19 protein-coding genes and 2 pseudogenes are annotated in these 22,417 nt (G+C 45.3%); 6 read left to right on the forward strand and 15 right to left on the reverse strand.

The window, feature by feature from the left end:
• Positions 1-155: 155 nt before the first annotated feature.
• The 6 genes and pseudogenes from ACFSUC_RS07550 to ACFSUC_RS07575 all read right to left on the reverse strand — a co-directional run bounded on the left by ACFSUC_RS07550 (position 156) and on the right by ACFSUC_RS07575 (position 8,262).
• On the reverse strand, positions 156-1,112 hold the full coding sequence (locus ACFSUC_RS07550) for a S8 family serine peptidase (RefSeq protein WP_379928931.1): 957 nt from the start codon (positions 1,110-1,112) through the stop codon (positions 156-158).
• Between the two features lie 149 nt (positions 1,113-1,261).
• Positions 1,262-3,085, reverse strand: coding sequence for a hypothetical protein (locus ACFSUC_RS07555; RefSeq protein WP_379928933.1), 1,824 nt, complete (start codon positions 3,083-3,085; stop codon positions 1,262-1,264).
• Between the two features lie 85 nt (positions 3,086-3,170).
• A complete protein-coding gene (locus ACFSUC_RS07560; protein ID WP_379928934.1) occupies positions 3,171-3,944 on the reverse strand; it encodes a hypothetical protein in 774 nt (257 codons plus the stop codon).
• Between the two features lie 466 nt (positions 3,945-4,410).
• Positions 4,411-5,828: pseudogene (locus ACFSUC_RS07565) on the reverse strand (RtcB family protein).
• Positions 5,829-5,970: 142 nt separating this feature from the next.
• A complete protein-coding gene (locus ACFSUC_RS07570; RefSeq protein WP_379928935.1) occupies positions 5,971-7,344 on the reverse strand; it encodes a stalk domain-containing protein in 1,374 nt (457 codons plus the stop codon).
• 84 nt (positions 7,345-7,428) lie between these two features.
• Positions 7,429-8,262 carry a nucleotidyltransferase domain-containing protein gene (locus ACFSUC_RS07575; RefSeq protein ID WP_379928936.1) on the reverse strand — a complete coding sequence of 278 codons (834 nt, stop codon included), beginning with the start codon at positions 8,260-8,262 and terminating at the stop codon, positions 7,429-7,431.
• A gap of 153 nt (positions 8,263-8,415) precedes the next feature.
• Here ACFSUC_RS07575 and ACFSUC_RS07580 point away from each other — a divergent pair, with 153 nt between their 5' ends.
• Together ACFSUC_RS07580 and ACFSUC_RS07585 are read left to right on the forward strand one after the other, a co-directional pair.
• Entirely contained in the window at positions 8,416-9,873 is a 1,458-nt protein-coding gene (locus ACFSUC_RS07580) for a helix-turn-helix transcriptional regulator (protein WP_379928938.1), read from the forward strand.
• Positions 9,791-10,591 carry a WYL domain-containing protein gene (locus ACFSUC_RS07585; protein ID WP_379928939.1) on the forward strand — a complete coding sequence of 267 codons (801 nt, stop codon included), beginning with the start codon at positions 9,791-9,793 and terminating at the stop codon, positions 10,589-10,591. The genes ACFSUC_RS07580 and ACFSUC_RS07585 overlap by 83 nt, the downstream gene beginning before the upstream one ends.
• A 77-nt stretch (positions 10,592-10,668) precedes the next feature.
• On the opposite strand, the gene ACFSUC_RS07590 is transcribed toward ACFSUC_RS07585, so the two are convergent.
• The 5 genes from ACFSUC_RS07590 to ACFSUC_RS07610 form a co-directional block, all read right to left on the reverse strand.
• A complete protein-coding gene (locus ACFSUC_RS07590) occupies positions 10,669-11,235 on the reverse strand; it encodes a hypothetical protein (RefSeq protein ID WP_379928940.1) in 567 nt (188 codons plus the stop codon).
• A 175-nt stretch (positions 11,236-11,410) separates the two neighbouring features.
• Entirely contained in the window at positions 11,411-11,989 is a 579-nt protein-coding gene (locus ACFSUC_RS07595) for a GNAT family N-acetyltransferase (protein WP_379928941.1), read from the reverse strand.
• Positions 11,990-12,143: 154 nt separating this feature from the next.
• On the reverse strand, positions 12,144-12,326 hold the full coding sequence (locus tag ACFSUC_RS07600) for a hypothetical protein (protein ID WP_379928942.1): 183 nt from the start codon (positions 12,324-12,326) through the stop codon (positions 12,144-12,146).
• 90 nt (positions 12,327-12,416) lie between these two features.
• Positions 12,417-12,710 (reverse strand): antibiotic biosynthesis monooxygenase family protein, encoded by a 294-nt coding sequence (locus ACFSUC_RS07605; protein ID WP_379928943.1) that lies wholly within the window; start codon positions 12,708-12,710, stop codon positions 12,417-12,419.
• 104 nt (positions 12,711-12,814) lie between these two features.
• A complete protein-coding gene (locus ACFSUC_RS07610; RefSeq protein ID WP_379928944.1) occupies positions 12,815-13,285 on the reverse strand; it encodes a DinB family protein in 471 nt (156 codons plus the stop codon).
• Between the two features lie 229 nt (positions 13,286-13,514).
• Between ACFSUC_RS07610 and ACFSUC_RS07615 the strand changes: the two genes are divergently transcribed.
• Complete coding sequence (locus tag ACFSUC_RS07615) at positions 13,515-14,132, forward strand: DM13 domain-containing protein (protein ID WP_379928945.1); 618 nt, start codon at positions 13,515-13,517, stop codon at positions 14,130-14,132.
• Positions 14,133-14,294: 162 nt separating this feature from the next.
• On the opposite strand, the gene ACFSUC_RS07620 is transcribed toward ACFSUC_RS07615, so the two are convergent.
• Together ACFSUC_RS07620 and speD are read right to left on the reverse strand one after the other, a co-directional pair.
• Positions 14,295-14,957, reverse strand: coding sequence for a hypothetical protein (locus ACFSUC_RS07620; RefSeq protein ID WP_379928946.1), 663 nt, complete (start codon positions 14,955-14,957; stop codon positions 14,295-14,297).
• Positions 14,958-15,081: 124 nt separating this feature from the next.
• Complete coding sequence (speD, locus tag ACFSUC_RS07625) at positions 15,082-15,891, reverse strand: adenosylmethionine decarboxylase (RefSeq protein ID WP_379928947.1); 810 nt, start codon at positions 15,889-15,891, stop codon at positions 15,082-15,084.
• A gap of 272 nt (positions 15,892-16,163) precedes the next feature.
• On the opposite strand from speD, the pseudogene ACFSUC_RS07630 reads away from it, so the two are divergent.
• Positions 16,164-17,729 (forward strand): annotated as a pseudogene (locus ACFSUC_RS07630) (multicopper oxidase family protein).
• 122 nt (positions 17,730-17,851) lie between these two features.
• Here ACFSUC_RS07630 and ilvA read toward each other — a convergent pair.
• Both ilvA and ACFSUC_RS07640 read right to left on the reverse strand, forming a co-directional pair.
• On the reverse strand, positions 17,852-19,060 hold the full coding sequence (gene ilvA / locus ACFSUC_RS07635) for a threonine ammonia-lyase (RefSeq protein ID WP_379928948.1): 1,209 nt from the start codon (positions 19,058-19,060) through the stop codon (positions 17,852-17,854).
• Between the two features lie 142 nt (positions 19,061-19,202).
• Entirely contained in the window at positions 19,203-19,985 is a 783-nt protein-coding gene (locus tag ACFSUC_RS07640; protein WP_379928949.1) for a hypothetical protein, read from the reverse strand.
• 231 nt (positions 19,986-20,216) lie between these two features.
• Here ACFSUC_RS07640 and ACFSUC_RS07645 point away from each other — a divergent pair, with 231 nt between their 5' ends.
• A complete protein-coding gene (locus tag ACFSUC_RS07645; protein ID WP_379928950.1) occupies positions 20,217-20,777 on the forward strand; it encodes an RNA polymerase sigma factor in 561 nt (186 codons plus the stop codon).
• Complete coding sequence (locus tag ACFSUC_RS07650; RefSeq protein ID WP_379928951.1) at positions 20,774-22,411, forward strand: DUF4179 domain-containing protein; 1,638 nt, start codon at positions 20,774-20,776, stop codon at positions 22,409-22,411. Before ACFSUC_RS07645 ends, ACFSUC_RS07650 begins: the two co-directional genes overlap by 4 nt.
• Positions 22,412-22,417: the final 6 nt, after the last annotated feature.

Consider the following 22,417-nt stretch of genomic DNA (forward strand, 5'->3'; position numbering starts at 1 on the left):
ACTTATTTTCTTTGATGAATGCGCGAAGCTGCTCTTTCGTCCATAATCCCATGTGTAGATCCCAACCTTTCTCCTACCTCTATTTTAATAGATTTAGGAGTTTACACAATCTAGTTTACAGACTCTAGATCCTCGATCAACGCAAACTGAACTAACTAACTTTTAACAAATAATACCTTAGGAATACAATTTACACTTTTATCATCAATCTCCACTGTATTATCCAGTAATTCCTTCCTTATTTGATCAGGTGAAAATTCAGGAAATTTCTCCAGCAACAAAGACAAGACACCAGCTACTACAGCTGTTGCAAAGGAAGAACCTGATTTAATAGTATATCCACTATTTTTTCTTAGAACTTTCATATCAATCGCTGGAATATAAATTTCAGGTTTACAGTTTATATTATTTCCTCTGCTAGATGAAATAGCTACTGTAGCATCATTATAATCATAAGAATGATGCGTGTTTAAATATTCCACAGATATTATTCCAGGAATTGATCCAGGAAACGTTATTGTATCTTCGTAGGGCCCAGAATTTCCAGCGGCTGCCACTACTATTAAACCATGATCTAGCATTTCTTGTATTTTTCTTTCTAAAGAAATATTTTCGTGTGAGATATATGACTGTATACCAAGAGATATGTTAATAATATCTATTTCATACTTTTCATGATTTAACAAAATCCAGTTTATGCTCTGCATAAGAGAATTATAATCTGCTTGATTTTCTTCGTCTAATACTTTAATAATAATATATTTTGTATCCGGTGCAATTCCCTGGTATTCCCCATCTCCAGCTATTATTCCAGTAATAGCTGTACCATGACCGTTATCATCATACATCTCTTTATTGTCGTGGGTAAAATCAACGAAACTAATTAGATTATTCATATTCAGGTCTGAATGATTGGAAATACCTGAGTCAAGTATAGCAATAGTTGTTCCTTTCCCTGAATAAACATTATATTCAGCTAAATTTAAGTACTCTTTTAAATTTAGCTGTTGAACCTCTAGTTTATTTGTATATTCGTTATCACTACTTATCGTCAGTATATAGCAGAAGTAAATTGTCGCTAAGATACATAAAAACACTATACTTTTCAACATGAAGATGATTCCTCGCTATATATGATAGATTAACAATTTATATTACTTTCGTTCCTATTCATGAGGTATGAAATACTGGTTATTTAATAAATAAAGTAAAATTATCTCACAATTATTTTATATCAATATCAGATATTTGAAAACTAATGTCAATCTTCAGTTAACATTATTGACTGATCCTTTAATAGTTCACATAACATGACTGAGTAATAAATTGTTTCCAAATCAACAAAGTATTCTTTTAAATTCACACCAGTTAATGCATCATATTTTATTATATTCCGCAAACTTCTTAGTATTTTTTCACATTCTTCTAGTGTTAATTCATTTGTTGTTGATTTTTTCAAAACAATTTCATATGTTGTAGCAATATCTAGTTGATTTGAAAAAACATTTTTTTTGTATAGTCCCGATTTGTCTTTTAAATCCTGAATCGCACTGTTTATCTTTTCGTTTATTATTTTTTCATTTTCAGTAGAAATTAAATCGACAAGATATTGATATTGTGTAACTAAATTGCTTTTATACACATTCCCTTCTTCATCTAATCGATACAGTAATTTTTGAATTTTTCTTTTTGCCTCTTGAGTAAGATCACCGTTAATTTCTTCTAAAATTTTCATACATACACTATATACGCCAAGTGAATCAGGACCATTCTCTTCAGTGTATTCTACTATGTACCTATTAACACTATTAATTATTTTCTTTGTATTAGATACATCTATGGATAACTCCTTTGATGTTAATAACATATAGTACAACTTATATAGTTTATTTTTATCACCAATATTACTGTCTTCTAAAAAATATTGTTCATACACTTCTGTATAATGTTTCGATAGTCTATCTCTATGAAACTCATACCCAATTAAATTAGCAAGTAATATACCATAATAGTTGTCTTTAAAATTCAACTGGGTTGTCCCTACTTTGTTAAGTCCATTTGGTATGGAATATCTTATGATATCCTGATTTGTCTGATTGTGATCCGAAATATTAAAATAATTATTTACCTCAGCAATAATTGTTTCAAATTGAGGCTCAAATATTTGAAATTCATTAAGCAGGAAATCTCTATATTGATCATTCATTGCTCGAACAATATCAGGGCTAATAGATGTTTTTTTACCAAAAAAATCATTAATATCAATTAATGTTCTCAAAAAGAAAAACGAGTTAATGTTGTCTTTAGTTAAAAATTCTGTTGCATCACGATTAATATTATTTAGCCACTCAGATCGATCTGGAATTTTCCCCTCTAAGTCCATTTCTTCATAACCCAACTTTTTCAATAAAACAACAATACTTCCACCATTAAATAGTACAGCGTTATCGACAGACTCTAAATTGAAAAAGGTGTCGTCATTAAATAGTTGAATCGCCTTTTCAGTAATTTCATTTTTTTTAGTAGATACTTCTCCCATATCTTTAATTGCATCTAAAACTATCAAAGTTGTATTTATTTTTTTATTAATGTTATCTGACTTAGATTGAGAATAATACAAAGAATCTTCATTATCAAAATACTCATTTAAAGTGTTGATCCATATATTTGTCATCATTGTATTTCCTAATATTTTCTGTATGCCTGATTGATATCGTATGTAAAGAATATCATGATGGACTCCTTGTATTATCATATCTGAAATCGTTTCGACTTTTGAAAAACATTCTACTTTCTCGGGCATATCAATAGCATTACAAAGCCTCAACATCCAGTATGTTTTATAAGGGTCTGGATTTGGATAAGATAATCCAATAGATGAAAAAACAGGGACTGATTGTTCGTGATAGTAACTTTTGTCTAAGGCTCTTTCAATCATCTCAACAGTAACATAAGAATTATCTATCTCAGATAGGGAAATTAGAGCAGTTTGATTAATAACACTAGAATCTTCTTTATAATTATACAAATAAAAAAATAAACCTATAACAAAAATGGGGACAGAAAAAAAAATTAACTTTCGCATTGAAACCTCCTTGAATCGGAAACTCTAGAAGTAAAACTTAGAAGAGAGTTTATCAAAGGAATTTGATAAACTCTCTCAGTTCTATTTAATCAATATCCAAATTTAAATTTGCTTGTGTGTAAACTGAATAACTGCTGCCGTAGTCAGCATTCGCAGATGAAGAATGATAATAACTCTTAATATTCTGACTCTCTACATAAATTTCACCATAAATTCTGTCCCATCTAGACCCTGCTTGTCTACTATTCCATTCTACTGTTCCGTCAACTGATGTAGAAGTTCTCTGAACGGAAGTAGTTAATGAAGGGAATTGGACAGTTGCTGAAGTCATATTTGTTCCACCAATTTTAAATGTATCCTTAATGTTATAAAGTGATGACCATTGGGTTGTGCTAGAAGATTGTTTGAAATGGCCATAGTAACCATCACCATTGGCCCAAAGTTCTTCATCAGAAAACCAAGGATTAGAATCAATAACTGTATCTTCAAATCCATTATTTAATACACCCATTGAACTTCCATTAGGCCATTTTGCGTCAAAACCAAAGTCTGTTTGTGTCGCTAATCCTTCAAAACCTTCTACTTTTTGTTTATATCTTTCCTTATCTGCTTCAGTTTTAATTTCATCTGAGTATGTGAAAGAAAAAGTAGAGGGTCCTTGTTGTTCTACAATTTTAAAATCAGAGTCAGCTTTGATATTCTTAATTTTTTTGATCATCTTAGCTCTCTGTTTTTCAACTTCCAATTTAAATTCTTGCACACCTGGATCTTCTGCGGTTTCTTCAGCTAAAGCAATCACACTGGAAAATGACAGGATCAAACCTAACAAAATAGCAACAAGTTTCTTCTTCAATTTCATTCCTACTTCCTATATTGTTATATTTTTGCGGCCGCAAAAAAATTAAAAACTGTAGAGAAAAAACAACTAACATGTTATAGTTGATTAAAAATAGGAGGATTTAGATGAAAAAATTCTTGTTTTTTTTTCTTCTTATCACCATCGTCTTTATATTCTTAAAATTACTAGGCTTGTACTTATGGATAACTTTATAACCAATCACAAATTCTAATATGAGATAAATAGTAATTTTTTGTCATATATGTATTTAACTTTAAATATATTACCATAATAATCCTCTTATGTAAAGCCAATTGTTCCATGTTCTTTAGAATAGATATAGATGTGTTATATTTTATTTGAATATATAGACACAATACACCACTTTCCACCTGAATCTTATCCTATCAGGGTAACCGCATAAAATTTCATCCACATACAAATGCCCCTCGCCGAGATCCGACAGCGAGGGGCCTACTGGTTAACGTTATAATCCTTTGATTACGGCCATCGGTTTGCATTTGGCTACAATATCGGCAAGCTTCGCACCTGCGATACTGTCAATCACCTGATCAACGTCCTTGTACGCTTGCGGACATTCATCCAGAATGGCGGCAAGGGAGGCATGATTAACGACGATTTCATCATCCGTTCCGACCTGGAGCGATTGTTCGAATTCATTCACGCTGACGGCTTCCTTGGTCGCTCTGCGAGATCGTATCCGTCCTGCGCCGTGGCAGATGGAATAGAAGTTTTTTTTGCCTTCCTCCCGCCCCACCATAATATATGAGGCTGTACCCATGGAGCCCGGGATCAGAGCGGGATGCCCGGTTTCCTTGTACGCTGGCGCATTCATGTAGTGCCCTGGAGGGAGCGCGCGCGTGGCCCCTTTTCGATGCACGATGAAGCCTTCATTTCGGTGAAATTCCTTCAATGCATAGTTGTGCATCAGATCATACAAAACCGGCATCTCAAAGTTCTCTCCGAAATAATCCCGCAAGCCCTGACGTACGCCATAAGCGATCATGTGACGATTGGCTACTGCAAAGTTCAGCGCCGAATACATCAGATTAAGGTAGGTCTGCCCTTCCCTGCTGGAAACCGGGGCATAGATCAAGTTGGGATCTGGATTGGATACGCCCCAATCCGCCATAGCCTGCTTGATCAGCTTCGTATAATCTCCCCCCAGCATCGCTCCCCAGGCACGCGAGCCGGAGTGGATCATGATGATCACTTGCCCGTCAAACAGTCCCCACCGTTCTGCCAGTTCGGACTGACGCTCATCCAGCTCCACATACTGAATCTCGCAAAAATGATTGCCTCCACCCAGCGTTCCCAGCTGGCCATGGGCCCGTTTGAACAGACGGCGGCGTAGCTCATTCAGATTGTCATGATCAAATTGAAAGGTCGCTTGCTCCACATGACGGATCCAGAGCTGTCATCCGGCACATACGAATCCGGCAATCCGTGAAGTCCGTGCTTTACGACTTCCGTCAGGTCAATATCCGTGTAATGGGAATGGGTGCGTTCATGAGTCGGCACATAACGCTCAATCGCTGCGATCATCTCGCGCCGAACCTGCGGGTCCTGTATATCTTCCTTGTGAAGACTGGTGAGATGGACCCGCATTCCGCAGCCAATATCGACGCCGACAATGGAGGGAGAAACAAAACCGTCCCGTTGCCTCCATACCGCCGTCGTCCCAATGCACGTCCCGATGCCAACATGAGCATCCGGTGTATAGCTCATGTATACGTGGCGGGGAATACGAAGATTGTTGTCTGCCATCTCATATACGTTCGCCTCGAAGCTCTGAAACACATTTTCGTTCGCAAACAGATGGAGATTTCCATGCGGCAGATGTGCTTCATAATGATTGTTTCCATGTGATACGATGTTCTTCATTTCGTTCATTTGCCTTTTCCCCTTTTCATTCCTTGTGCTGCTCTATCTATCTCTCTCTATCTATCTCTGTATCTCTTGTTTTCTTACTCTTGATCTCTTGCTCTGTTTTTCTATCTCTATTCTTCCTAAGATATTGCGAGGATTAATTGGCTTGCTCCTGTTGTATCCAGTCCGTGAGGACTGCAGCAAAGCGCTTCTCGCCCTGCTTGGAACGATGCAGCCAGTCTATAAAGTCTGTCGCTGTCCATTCTTCATTGCCGTCGTTAAAGTTTCGAACATACACGTTGGGCAGGCCTTCAAACTGACGCTCGATCAGGTTCACGTACTGTTGAACATCTGATGTCTTCAATTCGGTATGCGTCGTTACTTCACCCATCAAATAAGGAGGCAGATAGACGTAAAATTGCTGTTGCGGGCGGGCCTGAATGAGTGCGCGCAGCGACTGCAACCGACTGTTCATTTCCGAAGAGAGCTGATGCTTCTTCACAAAAATCTGCTTGCCGCGTGCAACCATAGCCGATTTCTTCTCTGCAGATTGCTGGGCGTAATCCGCATAAGCTGGTTCTACCTTCTCCTCATCTGCAGGAAGGGTGCGGGTCAAGGCTTGTCGTGCATCCTCGATTGGAGGAATCGTCCGCTGGAGCATGTCGGTAAATCCGGTGTAGGTGGTGGGCTGATCCCAGAAATATTGCAGTTGAATCACCACAGCTGGCTTCTGTTCATCCAGCGCGGTCAACACATGATCGATAAAGGGCATCATCTGAGTCGGACTGAAACCCGGCACACCCAGGTTATAAGCAGATGTCCCAAGCTCTTGTCCTGCGAGATAGGGCAGGGTTTCTTTGCTTCCCAAATACGAGCCCCATGTCGTGGAATCACCGAAGAACAACACACTGTCCGCGTTTACTCTGGATTGCATATAGGCGATCCATTCCGGTGCCTGGTTCAGAATGGTCTTGTAAGGCAAGGGCAGTCGATAGCGGTCCAGTTCCGCTGTCAGCTCGGCATCGCTCCAGGTCTTCTCTGGCTTTACCATGTGAATGGTACGGGTCTCGGCCACATAGTGCACCTGTACACCCAGTGATTCACTCACAAATCGCAAGGGCACCATCGTATTTCCCTCTACAATCATGCCCGGAATGGTCGCCACGGGCAGCTTCCAGTCATTGCGCCAGGCATGCATGTCCCCGATGGTATAGGTAAAGGTCATCTGACCTTTTGTCGCGGTGACCGTTTTCGTATCATTCTTCCAGTACACACTCGCATCCAGTGATTCGAAGATCTTGCGAAGCGGAACCAGGGTAGAGCCTTTCACAATCACGGGCTGCACATCAAACTGGAGGATTTCGTCATTGAGTAATACCGTCATATGAGCAGGAACAGGTTTTTCGTTCGCTGTAGCTTTGTTTGCCGCCAAAATATCGGATACAGGTGTCGTCAACCCTATCGCCAGGATCAAAACGAGCACCATCCATTTGTTCATCCATGTATATCTTGTTGACAGGTGTACCTTCATTCTCGCTGTCTCCCTTCTGTTTCCAACGGTGTTCTTCTACCTATTTAGACTAGGGAGCCTCTCAAATAGTTGCATGCCAATTTCTTACCCGGTACTCCAACCCTCCGACACCATCGCCCGAAACAGGTCGTCCAGTTCCTCTCTGCTCGCTCCTTCGCTCGTGCGGATATTCGCGGCCTCCTGCTGGATCGTTTCGAACGCCTGGGTCAGATACTGATGAATCGGCTCTATCCGTGGTTCCAGATCCAGTTCCTCTCCCGCCATTTTACGACCCAGCAGCGCCTGAATTGCCTCATATAGCGCACTATCTGCGGGGACAAGCGTATCTACCAACGTACGGAAAGCCATCGGCGGCATGGTATCATAGCGCTGTATCCAGGCACACGCCAGCATCGGACGCAGAACATAGAAATATTTTTTGATCTTTACTTGCTCGCCTTGCAGATAGGTGCGAAAATTGCCCTTCGCCATGTTCAGATAATGGTACAGGCACGCCTTTGGTGAAAACGTAAACGGTGACAGCTCCCGAATTCGCTCGGCAGCCGAGGTTGTTTCGATATAACAAATTGGAGACATCAGCCATTCCATGAGCGGCGGATTGGACTTGTGAAACAGGTAGAGCGCCTTCTTCAAATCCCAGCCGCTTATATCCAGCTGACTGCTGATCGGTCGTTCGATCACATCCCGCTTCTCGAAAATCGACAGATACCAATCCTCTGGACGAATATACAGAAAACGAACATCATAATCACTGTCCTGAGAAGGGAAGCCCCAGGCCCGGCTGCCGGATTCACACGCATACAGAATGCGAATCTGCTCCTCCTGCTCGATCTGCCTTAACTGCTGATTGATCTCTGCGCGAATGGATGAGGAAACGACTGCCGCCTCTTCATTTGTCTGTGAATGCTTATGTTTCATACTGGTTCTCCTCCTTCTGTTGCATCCTTATTGTTACAAATTCTCCTCGAATCCAACAGGGCGAAAGTATGGCAACTTCAAAAATTATGCCTGTACCTTTATTTCCGGCCTGTTACAATAGAAGCAGAACATTTGCGATCAAGGAGAGAGCCTATGGCCAGAGAAAGCTTTGACAAGGAAATTCAATGCCTGCGCATGCTCGCGGTAGCCAGTGGCGCCTATAATCGGGAGCAGCTGTCTAAACGTCTTGGCATCTCGGTGCATACCCTCGACAAAACCATCCGCAGGCTCAAGGATATGATTCAGGCTTCCCTCGAACCGGAAGCAGAGACAACCGAACAAGACCTGAATCAATTGCTCCATGTCCGCTACTATGATACGACAGACCCGACCCTGCTCTTCCTGTTTCGCGCCAAGTCCGTGAAGGAATCGGAAAGCCACCGTCTTCCCTTCATGATGAGCGCCTTGCAGAAGCAGGATCTCACCGTCAGCGAATTGCTCGATCTGTGCAGCAGCAGCCTACCTGATCATCTGCCAACACCGGATGAGAAAACAATTCGGGCCGATCTGAAATATTTGGAGCAAATCGGGGTCATCCGCAAGCAGGATGCGCGCAGACCGTATCGGTATACGTTGCACAATGCGCTGCTTGACACCCTCACCACGGAGGAACTGCTGGATGTCTATGATTTTGTGGAGCACATGGCCAATACCCAGATCCCGGCAGTCCAGGGATATTTGCTGAGAGACAATATAAAGAGGGCGATGCTGAGCAGAGGAATTGCCAAGCAGCAGTTGGACGTCTTTCTTTTCAAATACCATTATTACTCGCGCATTCTGGATGAAGCGCACTTGCATACGATTCTACAAGCCATCCACGAACGCAGGAAGTTGCAGTTTCGCTATTTTACCGCGAGCAAAGATATGAGCTACAGCTCGCAAAACACGAACCCGCGTTATGAACGGGAGGCGACCGCAAGTGAGCAGCGTGTGCTTCCTCTCAAGGTGGTCTATGATCATCAGTATGGACGCTGGTACTTAATCGGGCATCAAGGCAAGCACGGCTGGAGGAAATTTCGGCTGGATGGAATCACCGAACTGCAATGGCTGAAGGCCACCGACACACAAGCTTACGCCCAGCTTCAGCAAGCACTCGAGGAAAAGCTCGCGTTCAGTTGGGTGATCGACACGGGACCGGCTGTTCAGATACGGGCGAAATTCTTTCATCCCTTTGCGTTGTCTCAACGGGACCTGGCAGTACAATTGCTTGTATCCGGCGGGGATAGTGAGGAATCTTCTGTCCATAGTCGCGGCGGGGATCATTTTATCCGGACACGCGTTCAGCTCCAGGGACAGTGGGGACAGATTGTGGAAGAAGATGCAGAGGGGTTTATTTATGAGATTACCGTAAACGGCATGCATGAGATCAAGCCCTGGCTGCGCAGCTTCGGTTCCAGCTGTGAAGTGCTCGAGCCTCAGGCATTGAGAGAGGAACTGATAGCGGAATGGAAGGAGATGTACGACTACTATGCATCTGTTCGAGAAAATCTTCAATTACCAGATGATGAACAGGCTGACGGAGACGGGCACGCAAGCAGTCACCACGCATGAACGGGCCTGGCTGAAGACGATGCTCACCCATCCGGCGGCACAGGGAGCACTCTCGCCTGAATTGTTCAGCAAATTGAATACATTGCTGCAGGAGGAATCTGTCCTCGATACGACTCATCTGACACAGAAAGGGCAAAGTTCGGCCCAGCCGCTTCATCATCCCATGCTGCCAAAGCTGCGCAGAATGATCATGAACGAAGCAGGCATGGAACTGGTGCTCGGAAACCCCAAAACGAAGCAATGGCATCATCGCAGGGGACTCCCTTACAAGCTGGAGTTTTCACTGGTGAAGAAAGAGTGGTATTTGCTGTGGATTCCCTTGAAGGGCAAGGGCATGATGGCGACGAAGCTGAACAAGATCAAGGAGGTTCATTCCTATCCGTTAAGTGACAGGCTTATTGCCCATTTGCGGGGTCGTTGTCACGCTTATATGGAAACACAGCAAAAGAAAGCCGTCATCGAATTGCTGCCACGGTATAAAACCGAGCTGTCTCGTATTCTGTACGCCTTCTCTTGCTTTGATAAAAAAGTGGAGGTCGCATTAGATCAGGAAACCTACCGCATACAGCTGACTTATCTGCCCGATGAAGAGGAATATCTGCTGTCCAAGATTCGTTTTTTGGGCGTACGGATTCGGGTCGTGGAGGGAGCGCGGCTGCAAGCCCGCATGCTGCAAACGTGTACCAAGGCGCTGCATGTCTATGATCGCACGGAATGAATCGATCTCCAATTAGTCTAACTGCACTTGTTGTCCGTCTCCCATTTGCACCAAACCAGCGAACACGCTCTGACTGTTCATAATCCCTCTCCGCCTTGCTGCAGCATTTCGATCACACCATCTTCGCGATACCTTCTGATTTCAAAGGAAGAAATATCGTTGGTGACCTGCCCGATTTCAGCATTTCGTTCGTCCTCCTGCCGTGCCTTTGTGATGGACATGTCCATAGCCAGCATCGGCAGCTTTACCGCTATGGCCCTTGTCTCTGGAAATGCTTCTTCGTCTTTTCTCAGACTGATCTGGTAGGCTTGGTCATGACTGGTCGAGAAAACCCACTGCGCTCCTGTTACATTGCCCAGGTACATGCCAGCCGATAACCGAATGACCGCATATTGATTCTCTCTCTCTACCAGTTCGGCAATGCTGTACACCTCTTCTTCCATTTCCTCTAACAGGACAATCTCTCCGCCCGTCAGATTTATTTTCACAGAGATTGGCTTCACATTGAGGGGGGCACGATCCTGGAAATAATCCGTGAGCGCCTCTTCTTCTGTATCATAAAAAGTCACACCCTCATCGGAAATGGAGGTGGACTGACACCCGATCAGCAGAAACAGCATCACCATCACAAACCCTAATTTCATGTTCATCCCCCTTTTCAAACTTGTAATTCCTTTATGTCCGTGCATGCCGGACGAGGTAAATCGTCGTGTACATCTTCACTTTCCCCCTATTGAGCAGTCTTCTCACTCGAAAATTTTCTGGAGATGATCATCACGATACATGGCGATCTATTTGTGAACATCTATTTATGAAGATCTATTTCAAAGATGCCATATCCAGTTTGTCTGCGTTAATGATGGCATACATTTTGACGTCTTCGTACCGCCCTTTCGCCCGAATATGCTTGCGCAAAATCCCTTCGAACTGCATGCCGCTTTTTTGCATGACACGCTCGGAGCCGATGTTGTTGGGATGACAACGAGCCTCAATGCGAACCAGTTCCATTCGCTCAAAGCCAAATTTCACAAGCTCCTGCACCGCCTCAGACATATATCCCTTTCCCCAGCAGCTTCTGGACAGCGCATAGCCCAATTCAGCCCGATCGTTCACTGTATCCCACGATATAAAACCAACAGTGCCGATAATCTGGCCAGACTGCTTCTCTACCATCCCCCACGGACTAACCTCTCCCCGTTCATACTGGGCAAAGGTTCCATTCAAAAAGGCTTCGGTGTCTGCTATTGTCTGATGAGTTTCCCATATGGTATATCTCGTCATTTCCCGGTCTGAGCAATAGGCAAATATATCGGTGGCATCAGACGATTTTAAAGGCCGCAATGTTAGTCTGCTTGTGTGCAGCACGGGCATCTGTTTATAAATATCTGCATGCTCCATCTCCTGATCTCTCCTCTTTCCCTAGCGTTCGTATTACGAACATGGTTACAAACTCGACATTCTCATTCACAAATTCTCTGTTTGTTGCTCTCATTTTTGTTCAGTGTGTTGCTCTGATTTCTGCTCTCTTTCCAAGTACAATGGATGATGTTCATTAACTCTCTGCTTCAATCGCCAGTGTCCGGACTGGAATAGACAGAACTCTACTTCCGCCCCCTTCAAAGTAACCGAGGAATACCGCTACACCCCCACCTGCTATAATTGCAATGAAAATTAGGAGGATAAAGAATGCCTGTTTTTTCTCTACCATAATTGATTTTTCTAATATTCTGTTCATCTTCTATCGGTTCCTCCACGACTTTATTCCATGTTCACATCCTGTATATCATGATTTCCAATGAAAAAAACGCCTGACCATCGAGTCACTTCACGTTGATGTTAACGTATAGTGCATGACTTCAGGAAATGGATCATAGAAGTGATGCAGCAATTGTTTCCAGCGTTCATACTGAGGGGACTGTCTGAAGCCAATCGTATGATCTTCAAGGGTCTCCCATCTAATTAGCAGCAAATAAGTGTCTTCCAGCTTGATACATTTCTGAAGCTCATGTCCCCTATAACCTTTCATCTCCATCAAGATATTCTGGGCTTCGTGAAAGCTGACTTCGAATGCAGGTGAACACCCAGGCTTTATATACAGCGTAACGGCTTCAAGTATCATGAACATGCTCCTTTGTAAAACATCGCTTCAGCATCGATGCTTCTTATTTATACTCAAAATGTCTTCCTCATAGAGAGATTCAGCTTTAACCTTTTCCAGTTTACTCATACGATCTCCATCAACCCTTTCTGAATGAAGTTGGCACAGACCGGTTTCAGGCCCATTTCTCTTACCCACACAGAAAGCTGACCCATATGATGAATTTCATGAACGATCACATGCCTGAGAATTTCCCCGTAATATATCTTTTCATCTAACCAGGATACATCAACGAGCTTTCCATCGAGGTATGAATTCGAATGTTGGAAGATCCATTCTGATCCTATCCGGCTCTCTCTGGACATCTCCATGATGTTCTCCAGCGTCTGATTATCTTCATAACAAAGCGGTCGATCCGGTCTGCCTAGCAATTCCTGCATCCAGCTATGTTCCATTTCAACGATATGAAAAAATGTCTTCAATATGGAACCCGCTCCTCCGTTGCGCTCCTTCACGAGTTCCTCCCGAGGAAGACTGCTGCAAAGCTCAAAATATGACTCCCGTATGCGCCAGTTATACCTCATCATCTCTATCATGTTCATGATCCCCTCATCGATCTACTAATTTATTCCTTATAATACCATTATCATCTAGGTTATGTAATCCGTTATTTTATGACTGCTAGATTCGACTCCCTATCCTTATCTCTCGACCTAACTGCCATTACACGAAATTTTTATGTTTACTTAAGCTTTTCGTAACATTCATGAAGTATGATAAGAATCACCATAAGCATGGAAATGAATATGAGGAGTGTGTGAATGGATGAAAAAGAAATGGCTTCTATCGGGTGCCTTCATCTTGCTGGTGGCCGCAGGAGCGGGTGGATGGTGGCTGCTCTCACCGTTGCTGCATGATGATGTGGTCAATGAAGCTTTGCCTGTGCCAACTGAGAAGGAATCCAGCATACAAACAGATGAGGAATCAGAGAGTGGTATGACAACTGGCGAGGGAACAAGTAGCGCAATGGCAGGTAATGAGGTAGCAGATAATGGACAGTCTGACCCCTCTGCTGAAACCGCGAATGAAGTGGAAATGGATGCCGAAACGGCGGCTTTTGTGAAGCATGAGGGAAGCTTCCAGGACGGGGACAGCCAACATTCAGCTTCCGGCCGTGCTTATACGTTGCAGTCTGAAGAAACGGTATATATCAGATTCGAGGATTTTGAGACGACCAACGGTCCTGATCTGTTTGTGTACCTGGTCAAGGAGGGACAATCCACCTCGGAAGGATTGCGATTGGGAAGCCTGAAGGGCAATATCGGCAACCAGAATTACGAGATTCCGGGTGATGTAGATGTGAGTGAGTATGCCAAGGTGGTCATCTGGTGCAAGGCTTTCGATGTAGATTTCGGGTATGCAGAGCTTGTACCGCAATCATAGAGGAAAGGAACTTACACAAAGCTGAAAATGAAGAGACACTACTTCCCTTTCCGTATCGTCTGGTGAAACAGAAGCGATTCGAACCATACTTCCGATACATCACCAGACGCGATGAACGGAGAAAAGCACCGCCTGTCTATGACAGAAATGGCCCATTTGATTCTAGTAAACATCCTCAGCGGTCTGCCACAAGTACAGCAAAAGCCCGATGATCGGGAAAAGCCCAAGCCACCACAACCGGGAACGTGTCGCTCTCAAGCGTTGATCCACATGAATGGCATACATCGACAACAGCGTGAGCACGGCAAAGTCGACCGTCATGACATGAACGAATTGCGATTGCTGAAAGGCCTCTTGATAGACTGCCAGATTGCCCGCAGCAAACCCATAAATGAATACGCCCATGGTCCCTATCATCAGAATCAGTAACAGAAAGGGATGCTTCAACAGCAGGGTATGTTTATGCGGCAGTCTGTTTCTATGACCCATTCGGCGGAAATCGTTCATAAAATAATAGGGAATCAGCGCAAAAGCACCCAGGACAAACGCACCCAGCGAAAATGGCCATGCCGGCTTGTCCGCCCGATCATTTCGCAACAGCAGAAAAGCAAAGGCCATCGGATAAAGCCCGAGCAAGGAAAACATCGCCAGCAAAGACGGCTCGTCATGCTGCAAAGTCAGCAATTTCTGCATGATCTCGTCCTCTCCTCCCCGATGCCCCGGAGCCATCAACCATGCATAACCGATAAATAGGATCCAAATGATGAACATGAACAGCCGCATTATATTCGCCTCTTCCCTCGACATTTCTATCTGTTGCTTCATCTGACATTATCCTAGCATATTCTGCTTTTTTCATGCAAAAAAGAGTGATGCACGCTGCGGAGGCATCACTCTAAGCTCCAAACCATCACTTCACAAAAATCCGCTGATGATCGGTCGATTCAGTCTAGTCATTTATATTTTTGCCGTAATAGATTTCATCCATTTCCTTGCTGAGCAGCCGTGTGATCTTGTCCTGTTCTTCCTCACTCAATGTGCTCTTCGTATAGCCGAACAAATAATTGTCCAGATCAAATTTACGCAGCTTGCACTTCGTGTGGAAAATATGCTCCTGATACACGTTGACATCAATCATATCGAACTGATCGCGAACCTCATCGGGAATATAATTCTGAATGGAACTGATCTCATGATCGATAAACAGCTTCCGTCCCCCAATATCCCGCGTAAAGCCTCTCACCCGATAATCAATATTCATAATGTCCGTGTCAAACGAATTGATCAAATAATTCAACGCTTTGAGCGGAGAAATTTCACCACAGGTGGAGACGTCGATATCCGCGCGGAAGGTGCTGATGCCTTCATGCGGATGATATTCCGGATACGTGTGAACGGTAATATGGCTCTTATCCAGCTGACACACGACAGAGTCCGGCAAAGGACCCGGAGATTCCTCATACGATTCGGTTGGTACTTCGACCACCGGCCCTTCCGATACGAGCAGGATCACACTCGCCCCTTGAGGCACATAATCCTGCTTGGCTACATTTAGAATATGCGCACCAATAATTTCAGATACTTGATTCAATATATGCGTGAGTCGATCCGCGTTATACTGCTCGTCAATGTATTCAATATACGCTTCTCGTTCCTCTCTGGTTTTCGTATAACACATATCATACATATTGAAGCTGAGCGTTTTGGTCAAGTTGTTGAACCCATGCAGCGTCACTCGCTCCTCAGGCGTTATTCCCATCTCGCATTTCCCCTTTTACATCCATTTACGTTCATTATCCCCATCCTGGCTAAATCCATGTACGACTACGGTCTACAAGCGGTCTTGGGCCTTTCTCTGGCTCTACTCTTCGAGCCTCTCTCTGTCTTTAACCCGATTCGCCCGACTGGAACCATGACCCAGCGATTCTTCACTTGCCACATGCGTATTGCGGATCGGAAATGGATGAAATGATCCTTTCGCTCATATACCTCCAATATGGCGTATGTAAAGCAAGGGAAAGGGTGAAGTCGATGGTTCTTCGCAAATATGTTGATCCACTACCGCGTATCCCGGTTATGAAACCGATAAAGGAAATAGACGGCATGCCGTATTATGAAATCGGTATGCGAGAAGTCTGGCAGCAGCTGCACCGGGATTTGCCCCCGACAAAGGTGTGGGGATACGATGGACAGTATCCGGGGCCGACTCTGGAGGTAAAGAAAGATCAGCCCATTCAAGTGCTGTGGAAAAATGAACTCCCGCACAAACATTTCCTGCCTGTTGACAAGACCGTACACGGCGCTGAGGCGACACAGCCGGAAGTGCGAACCGTTGTTCATCTTCATGGCGGAACCACCCCTTCAGACAGTGACGGGTATCCCGAAGCCTGGTTTACGAATCAGTTCGCAGAGGTCGGGCCGTACTTCAAGCAGCGTGTATACACGTATCCCAATGTCCAACCCTCGGCCATGCTGTGGTACCACGACCATGCCATGGGCATTACCCGACTAAATATATATGCGGGACTAGCGGGTTTGTATGTCATCCGTGACGCGCACGAAGAGGCCTTGCAACTCCCCCGGGGAGACGATGAAATTCCACTCCTCCTGCAAGACCGATCTTTTCAGCCGGACGGCTCACTCTATTACCCCAGCGAGCCCAAGAAACCCGTCAAGGGTGTGGACCCTTCTGTCGTGGCGAATTTCTTCGGGGATACGATACTCGTCAATGGCAAAGTATGGCCCTATCTCAACGTCGCGCCACGCCAGTATCGGTTTCGAATTCTGAACGGCTCCAATTCCCGCTTCTACGAGCTGTCTCTCTCCAATGGGCAACCGATGTGGCAAATCGGCTCTGATCAAGGGCTGCTGCGCACCCCTGTTCAACTCCATCGACTGTTGCTGGCGCCGGCAGAACGGGCGGATATTCTCATTGATTTCAGTATGACGAGCACCTCCCCTGTCCAGATAGAGCTGTTAAATCATGCCCCTTCTCCCTATCCGCACGGGGAGCTTCCTCCCATTGAAACAACGGGAACCATCATGCAATTTCGGATACAATCATCCGGCCCTGTCTCCTCCCCTTCTGTGCTGCCTTTCCTTGGCCATGTGCCCAAGCTTCTGCCTCATGAGTCGATGCCCACCCGTTCACTCCTGCTCAATATGGTGCCAGACAAATACGGGCGAAACATTCATTTGCTGGACGGGAAGCTGTGGGTGGATCCGATAACGGAAAAGCCGGCACTTGGTACGACCGAGATTTGGACGCTCATCAATGTCTCCAGAGCCACCCATCCCATCCATCTGCATCTGGTACGGTTCCAGGTACTGGATCGTCAGCCGTTTGACCGGGAAAACTATGTGCGCACCGGAAGTATGATCTTGACGGGGCCCAGACAACGCCCGCCGTAAAATGAACGCGGATGGAAGGATACCGTCTGCGCTCATCCCGGGGAACTGACCCGTATCATCATCCCGTTTCAGCCTTACGCCGGATTGTTTGTGTGGCATTGTCATATTCTGGAGCATGAGGATTATGAGATGATGCGCCCCTATTGTGTCCTTGATTACAATGAGGCCGATAAACCGATTCTCTGAAACGGGCGAGCTGCTCCTTACCCTGGTCCCATGTTATTCCTGTTCCTGGTCCTGTTCCCTATCTTGTTCCTGATCCATTACCTTACCTGCCTCTCTGTCTCCCTGCCTAAAGCGTGAAGCTGCTATTTCAACAGGTCAATCTCATAGCCGCGCTCCATCAGGACCGTCATGATCTGGTCAATATGCCCCTGATCTCTGGCCTCTAGTGAAATCCGCAGCTGCACATCTCCCGGCAAGATATTTTTGCCGAAATGCTCATGAGAGACATTCTGGACATTTCCCTGCTGCTCATAGATAATATCCAGGATACGCTTCAGTTTACCCGGCTTGTCTTGAATGACCGTCGTAAACTTGCAGTAGCGACCAGCCTCGACCATGCCGTGCTCAATAATCCGGGACAGAAAATTCACATCTACATTGCCTCCGCTCAGAACCGTGACCACCTTTTTGCCCTTAAGCGGAATCTTCTGATACAACAGGGAAGCCAGTCCGCTGGCGCCGGCTCCTTCTACCAGCAATTTATTGCGTTCTAGCAGCATCAGCATCGTACGGGCAATTTCCATTTCGTCGACACAGTACAGGTCGTCCACATATTTCTGAATGAGCTCAAAGTTCAGGGCGCCGGGTGTCTTCACCGCAATTCCGTCTGCCATCGTTGGATAGCTCTCAACGGTTACTCTTTTCTTCTGCTCCAGTGATTGCTTCATGCTCGAACAGGCGACGGCCTGAACCCCGTACACCTGAATAGCCGGATTTCGCTCCTTGACCGCCAGCGCCAGACCCGCGATCAGTCCTCCACCCCCGACCGGGCATACAATCGCGTCTACATCATCGAGCTGCTCCAAGATTTCCAGCCCAATCGTGCCTTGACCCGCGATGACCGCTTCATCATCAAAAGGATGAACAAAAGTAGCGCCCCTCTGCTCCTGCAGTTCCAGCGCATAGGCCAGCGCTTCGTCGAATACAGCCCCATGGAGTTCTACCTTGGCTCCGTAACGCTTGGTCGCCTGAATTTTACTGATGGGCGCATCCTTGGGCATCACCACCGTGCAAGGCACCTCCAGCATGCGGCTGGAATAGGCAACCCCCTGTGCATGATTGCCTGCCGAGGCGGCAATCACACCCTTATCTACTTCATCACGGCCGAGTGACACCATCTTGTTGTACGAGCCCCTTACCTTGAAAGAGCCTGTCTTCTGCAAATTCTCCAGCTTCAAATACACCTGCTGCCCTGCAAATTCGCTGAAGGTGCTGGAATGATCAAGAGGGGTAGTATGAATAATGCCCTTTAACCGCTGCTCGGCAATTCTGACATCCTCAATTGAAATCATGGGGTACAAACGCTCCTTTCGTTTCTGTCATTGTACCCATCTTCCAGACCCACTACTTTAAGGAATATCACATTTCATGAATATCATACTAGTCACGTAACTTCCTGATCATGTAACTTCCATCATACTCGTCAATCTTCTATTACTCTGCTGTCAGGCAAAGGGAAGCCAATTGGCGGATTTCTGCAGCCAGTTTCGGATTGGCCGCATATCGGCTCTCTATATAACTCAAGACGTGCAGCGCGGATTCCGGCACGCGCTCATAACCCTGCAACATATCTGGAAGCAGCTTGGCAAACGCCGGAAAACGTGCCTCCAATCTGCGATCCATGCCGAATTTGTCCGGGAAAAAATTCGTCTCCTCTTCCAGCAAATGCAGAACAGACAGAATGGAATGGAGGGCATGCTCCTGTACAAAACGGGAGCCTGACAGCTTCTCCCCTCGCGCATAACGACCCAGACCTACATACAGATTTGTGAGCGCTTCATTCATGGCAAAATCCAGAGACGTTCCCCTTACCTGAGGAAACGGTGCATGGGGTTTGACCAGCTGCTCATTGTGAAACGTATCCGCCTTCCAGACCATTCTTCCTTCATCATAGGCCGCCTGCTCCAATTCCTGTTCCTCAAACACGGCAAATTCCCCGTAGATGCCATCCTCAAACATCACCTTATGTCCATCTCGTGTATTCTGAAACGAATACGCAAGTGGATACGTATCGCTTAACCAATCCAGCTGATCGATGAATCTGGCCTTGTAGCCAGGCTCCACGATCACAAAAAAGTCCAAATCGGAATAGGCATCTGCCCTTTCCGTCTCCTTCCCGACTGATCCCAGTGCCAGCAGCATCAGGGCATGACCCTTGCGGGACAACGTTACGCCAATGCCATCTAATCGTTGCAGTAATGCCTGAACATGATCCATCCCATTCGCCTCCTGAATAATGATTGAATAGATTAACGGCATGATCACGCAAAAAAGGGCTCAACCCCTGTCGCTTGCGAGGTTGAACCCTAAAGTTGCATGGCCTTTCGTTTCTTCTACTTTAGCATGATACCGCTTTCAACACAAGTAGGAGAAAATGAGTCCGAAAAAAATGAACCTTTTGTTCACTCATGTTGTTTAAAATATATCTAAACAGAAGGAGGCTATATGTTGACAGATCGGGAGCTTTTCAACACGTACAATAAAGAGGTATATCGAACTTGCTTGTATATGCTGGGCAATCCCATGGACGCAGAAGATATCTGTCAGGAGGTTTTTATTCGAGCTTTTCGACAGGACTGGCAGAAAATCGAGTATGTGAGAAGCTGGCTTTTGAAGATTGCGGTTAATCAGGCTAACAGCTTTTTGCGTAAAAAACAATTTTCCCAGACCAAGCAGCGCATGCTGGAAGCTTTTTATCAAAAAGAGACATCCAGTCCCGTTTCCAAAATGATTGAGGATGATGAAACGAAGACAGAATTCACCCAGCTCCTGCAAAAGCTGCCTGTCAAAATGCGTGCAGCAATCACATTGCGCTATCTGAACGACCTGAGTTTGTCAGAAGCAGCTGAAGTTCTGAATATTCCAGTCGGGACTGTGAAATCCAGATTGCACAAAGGGCTGAAGCTGCTTTACAAAGAGATGAAGAAAGAGGACGGCAAACATGCACGCTGCACTAGAGAGGACCGACCATCTTCTTCGCATCACCAGCAAAAGGAGGCCAAAGCATGAAAACACGACTGAGAGAATTGAAAAATGAAACCGACTCTGCTTACCCGAACTTTGATCAAATGTGGGCTAAAATTGAACAAGCGGGACACCAGGCAAATGACCGTAACAAACAAAAAACGATTCAACAAAGACGCCAGTTCTTGCCGCAAACTGCTGCACAATGGGCTGTGCTGACCTTGCTTGGGATTGTGGTATTTGGAACACCGGCCATTCTGACTGCGCAAAACCAAGGGTTTTGGTTGTTTGGCAAACCCGGCATTGAATCTGCCATGTCAAAAGGGCTGGGCCAGAACATAGATACATCTGTAGTCAGGGAGGGCATCACGTTAACCCTTGAAACGGCTGTGACCGATCATGATCGCACCCTGCTGCTCTACACACTGGACACCAGAAATTTTCCTTATCAGCTTTGGCAGTTCGATCAGATGTATCTGGTAGACGAGAAAGGCAACAAACATCCGGGACAATCAAGCCATAAATACATGCCAAATGGCAAAATATCCGGTTATTTTGAAACGCAATGGTCGCCGGACCAGCATGAATCCGTTCAATTTATTGCCGAAGATTTGCAGGCCTATTCTATAGTAGAGAGCAAGCTGGATTATGAGCCACATGACGGAGCTGTCCAATCCTTTCCCATAAACAGGGATGGACTGCAATCCGTCCAGCTCGAGACCAGATCTGTTGGAGACACGAACCGTTTATTGAAAACCACGTATACGTATATAACTTCCACAACGGACAAAAGCCAACCGTATGTACAGGTAGTCCGGAACGGAAAGGCACAGCCAGTCCTCGGTGCCAATATCATGGGAACACCGGCAGGAGAGAAAAGTTTTCAAAACCAGAGCACGTATGAAAACCAGATTTTGCTAGATCCAGAGACTGCCTTTCAACTCACCTACGCTCGCATCGAGAAGGAATGGTCTGAAGACTGGAACTTCCAGCTGACGCTGGATCAAGAGCAAATGCAAAAAAACACACAGAAAATCGTCATCCATAAACCGCTGGATGCTGAATCTGGCTTGCATCTCAAGGAGCTTGTGATTTCTCCGACTGAGCTCGTCGTGCTGGCGGAGACTGATCATACCCTGATGACCCCGCCCTATATCGAATATTGGCTACAAATCGGGGAGCGTCGGATAGAAGGGATTTATGAAGGAAAACATACCGGATCGAATGAAACGGACAATCTCGTAGCATTCCGATTTGAGGCAGATGCTTCTCTGTCCATATTGCCTGAAACCCCGATATCCTTTCATGCCAGACACCGTCAAATTGTCGTGGATGCTCCTGCTCAATCGTTCCTGCTACGGAACATCGGTCAGGAGAAACAATCTTTGCAGGCTGATCTGGACGGCTATCCAATCACATGGACGTACTATATGGAGCAGGGCAATTTAATCGTTCAAAGTGACAGCGAAAATAACGAATTTTCGGGTATCTGGCAAACCTATCAATTACATGATGGCAAACGTATATACGGAAAACCGATGCATGCATCCATTCAGGGTGACGGGGACGCATTTGGGATGGACCGTTACGAGGGATTCTCTGGCACAGAAGCGGAGATTTATATCTGGAAGTATGCGGTAGCGAAACCGGATCAGGAGGTCAGCCTTACAATTAAATAGTCGAGG

Origin of the sequence: Marinicrinis sediminis (assembly GCF_042685085.1) — a bacterium.
Taxonomy (GTDB): Bacteria; Bacillota; Bacilli; order Paenibacillales; family KCTC-33676; genus Marinicrinis; species Marinicrinis sediminis.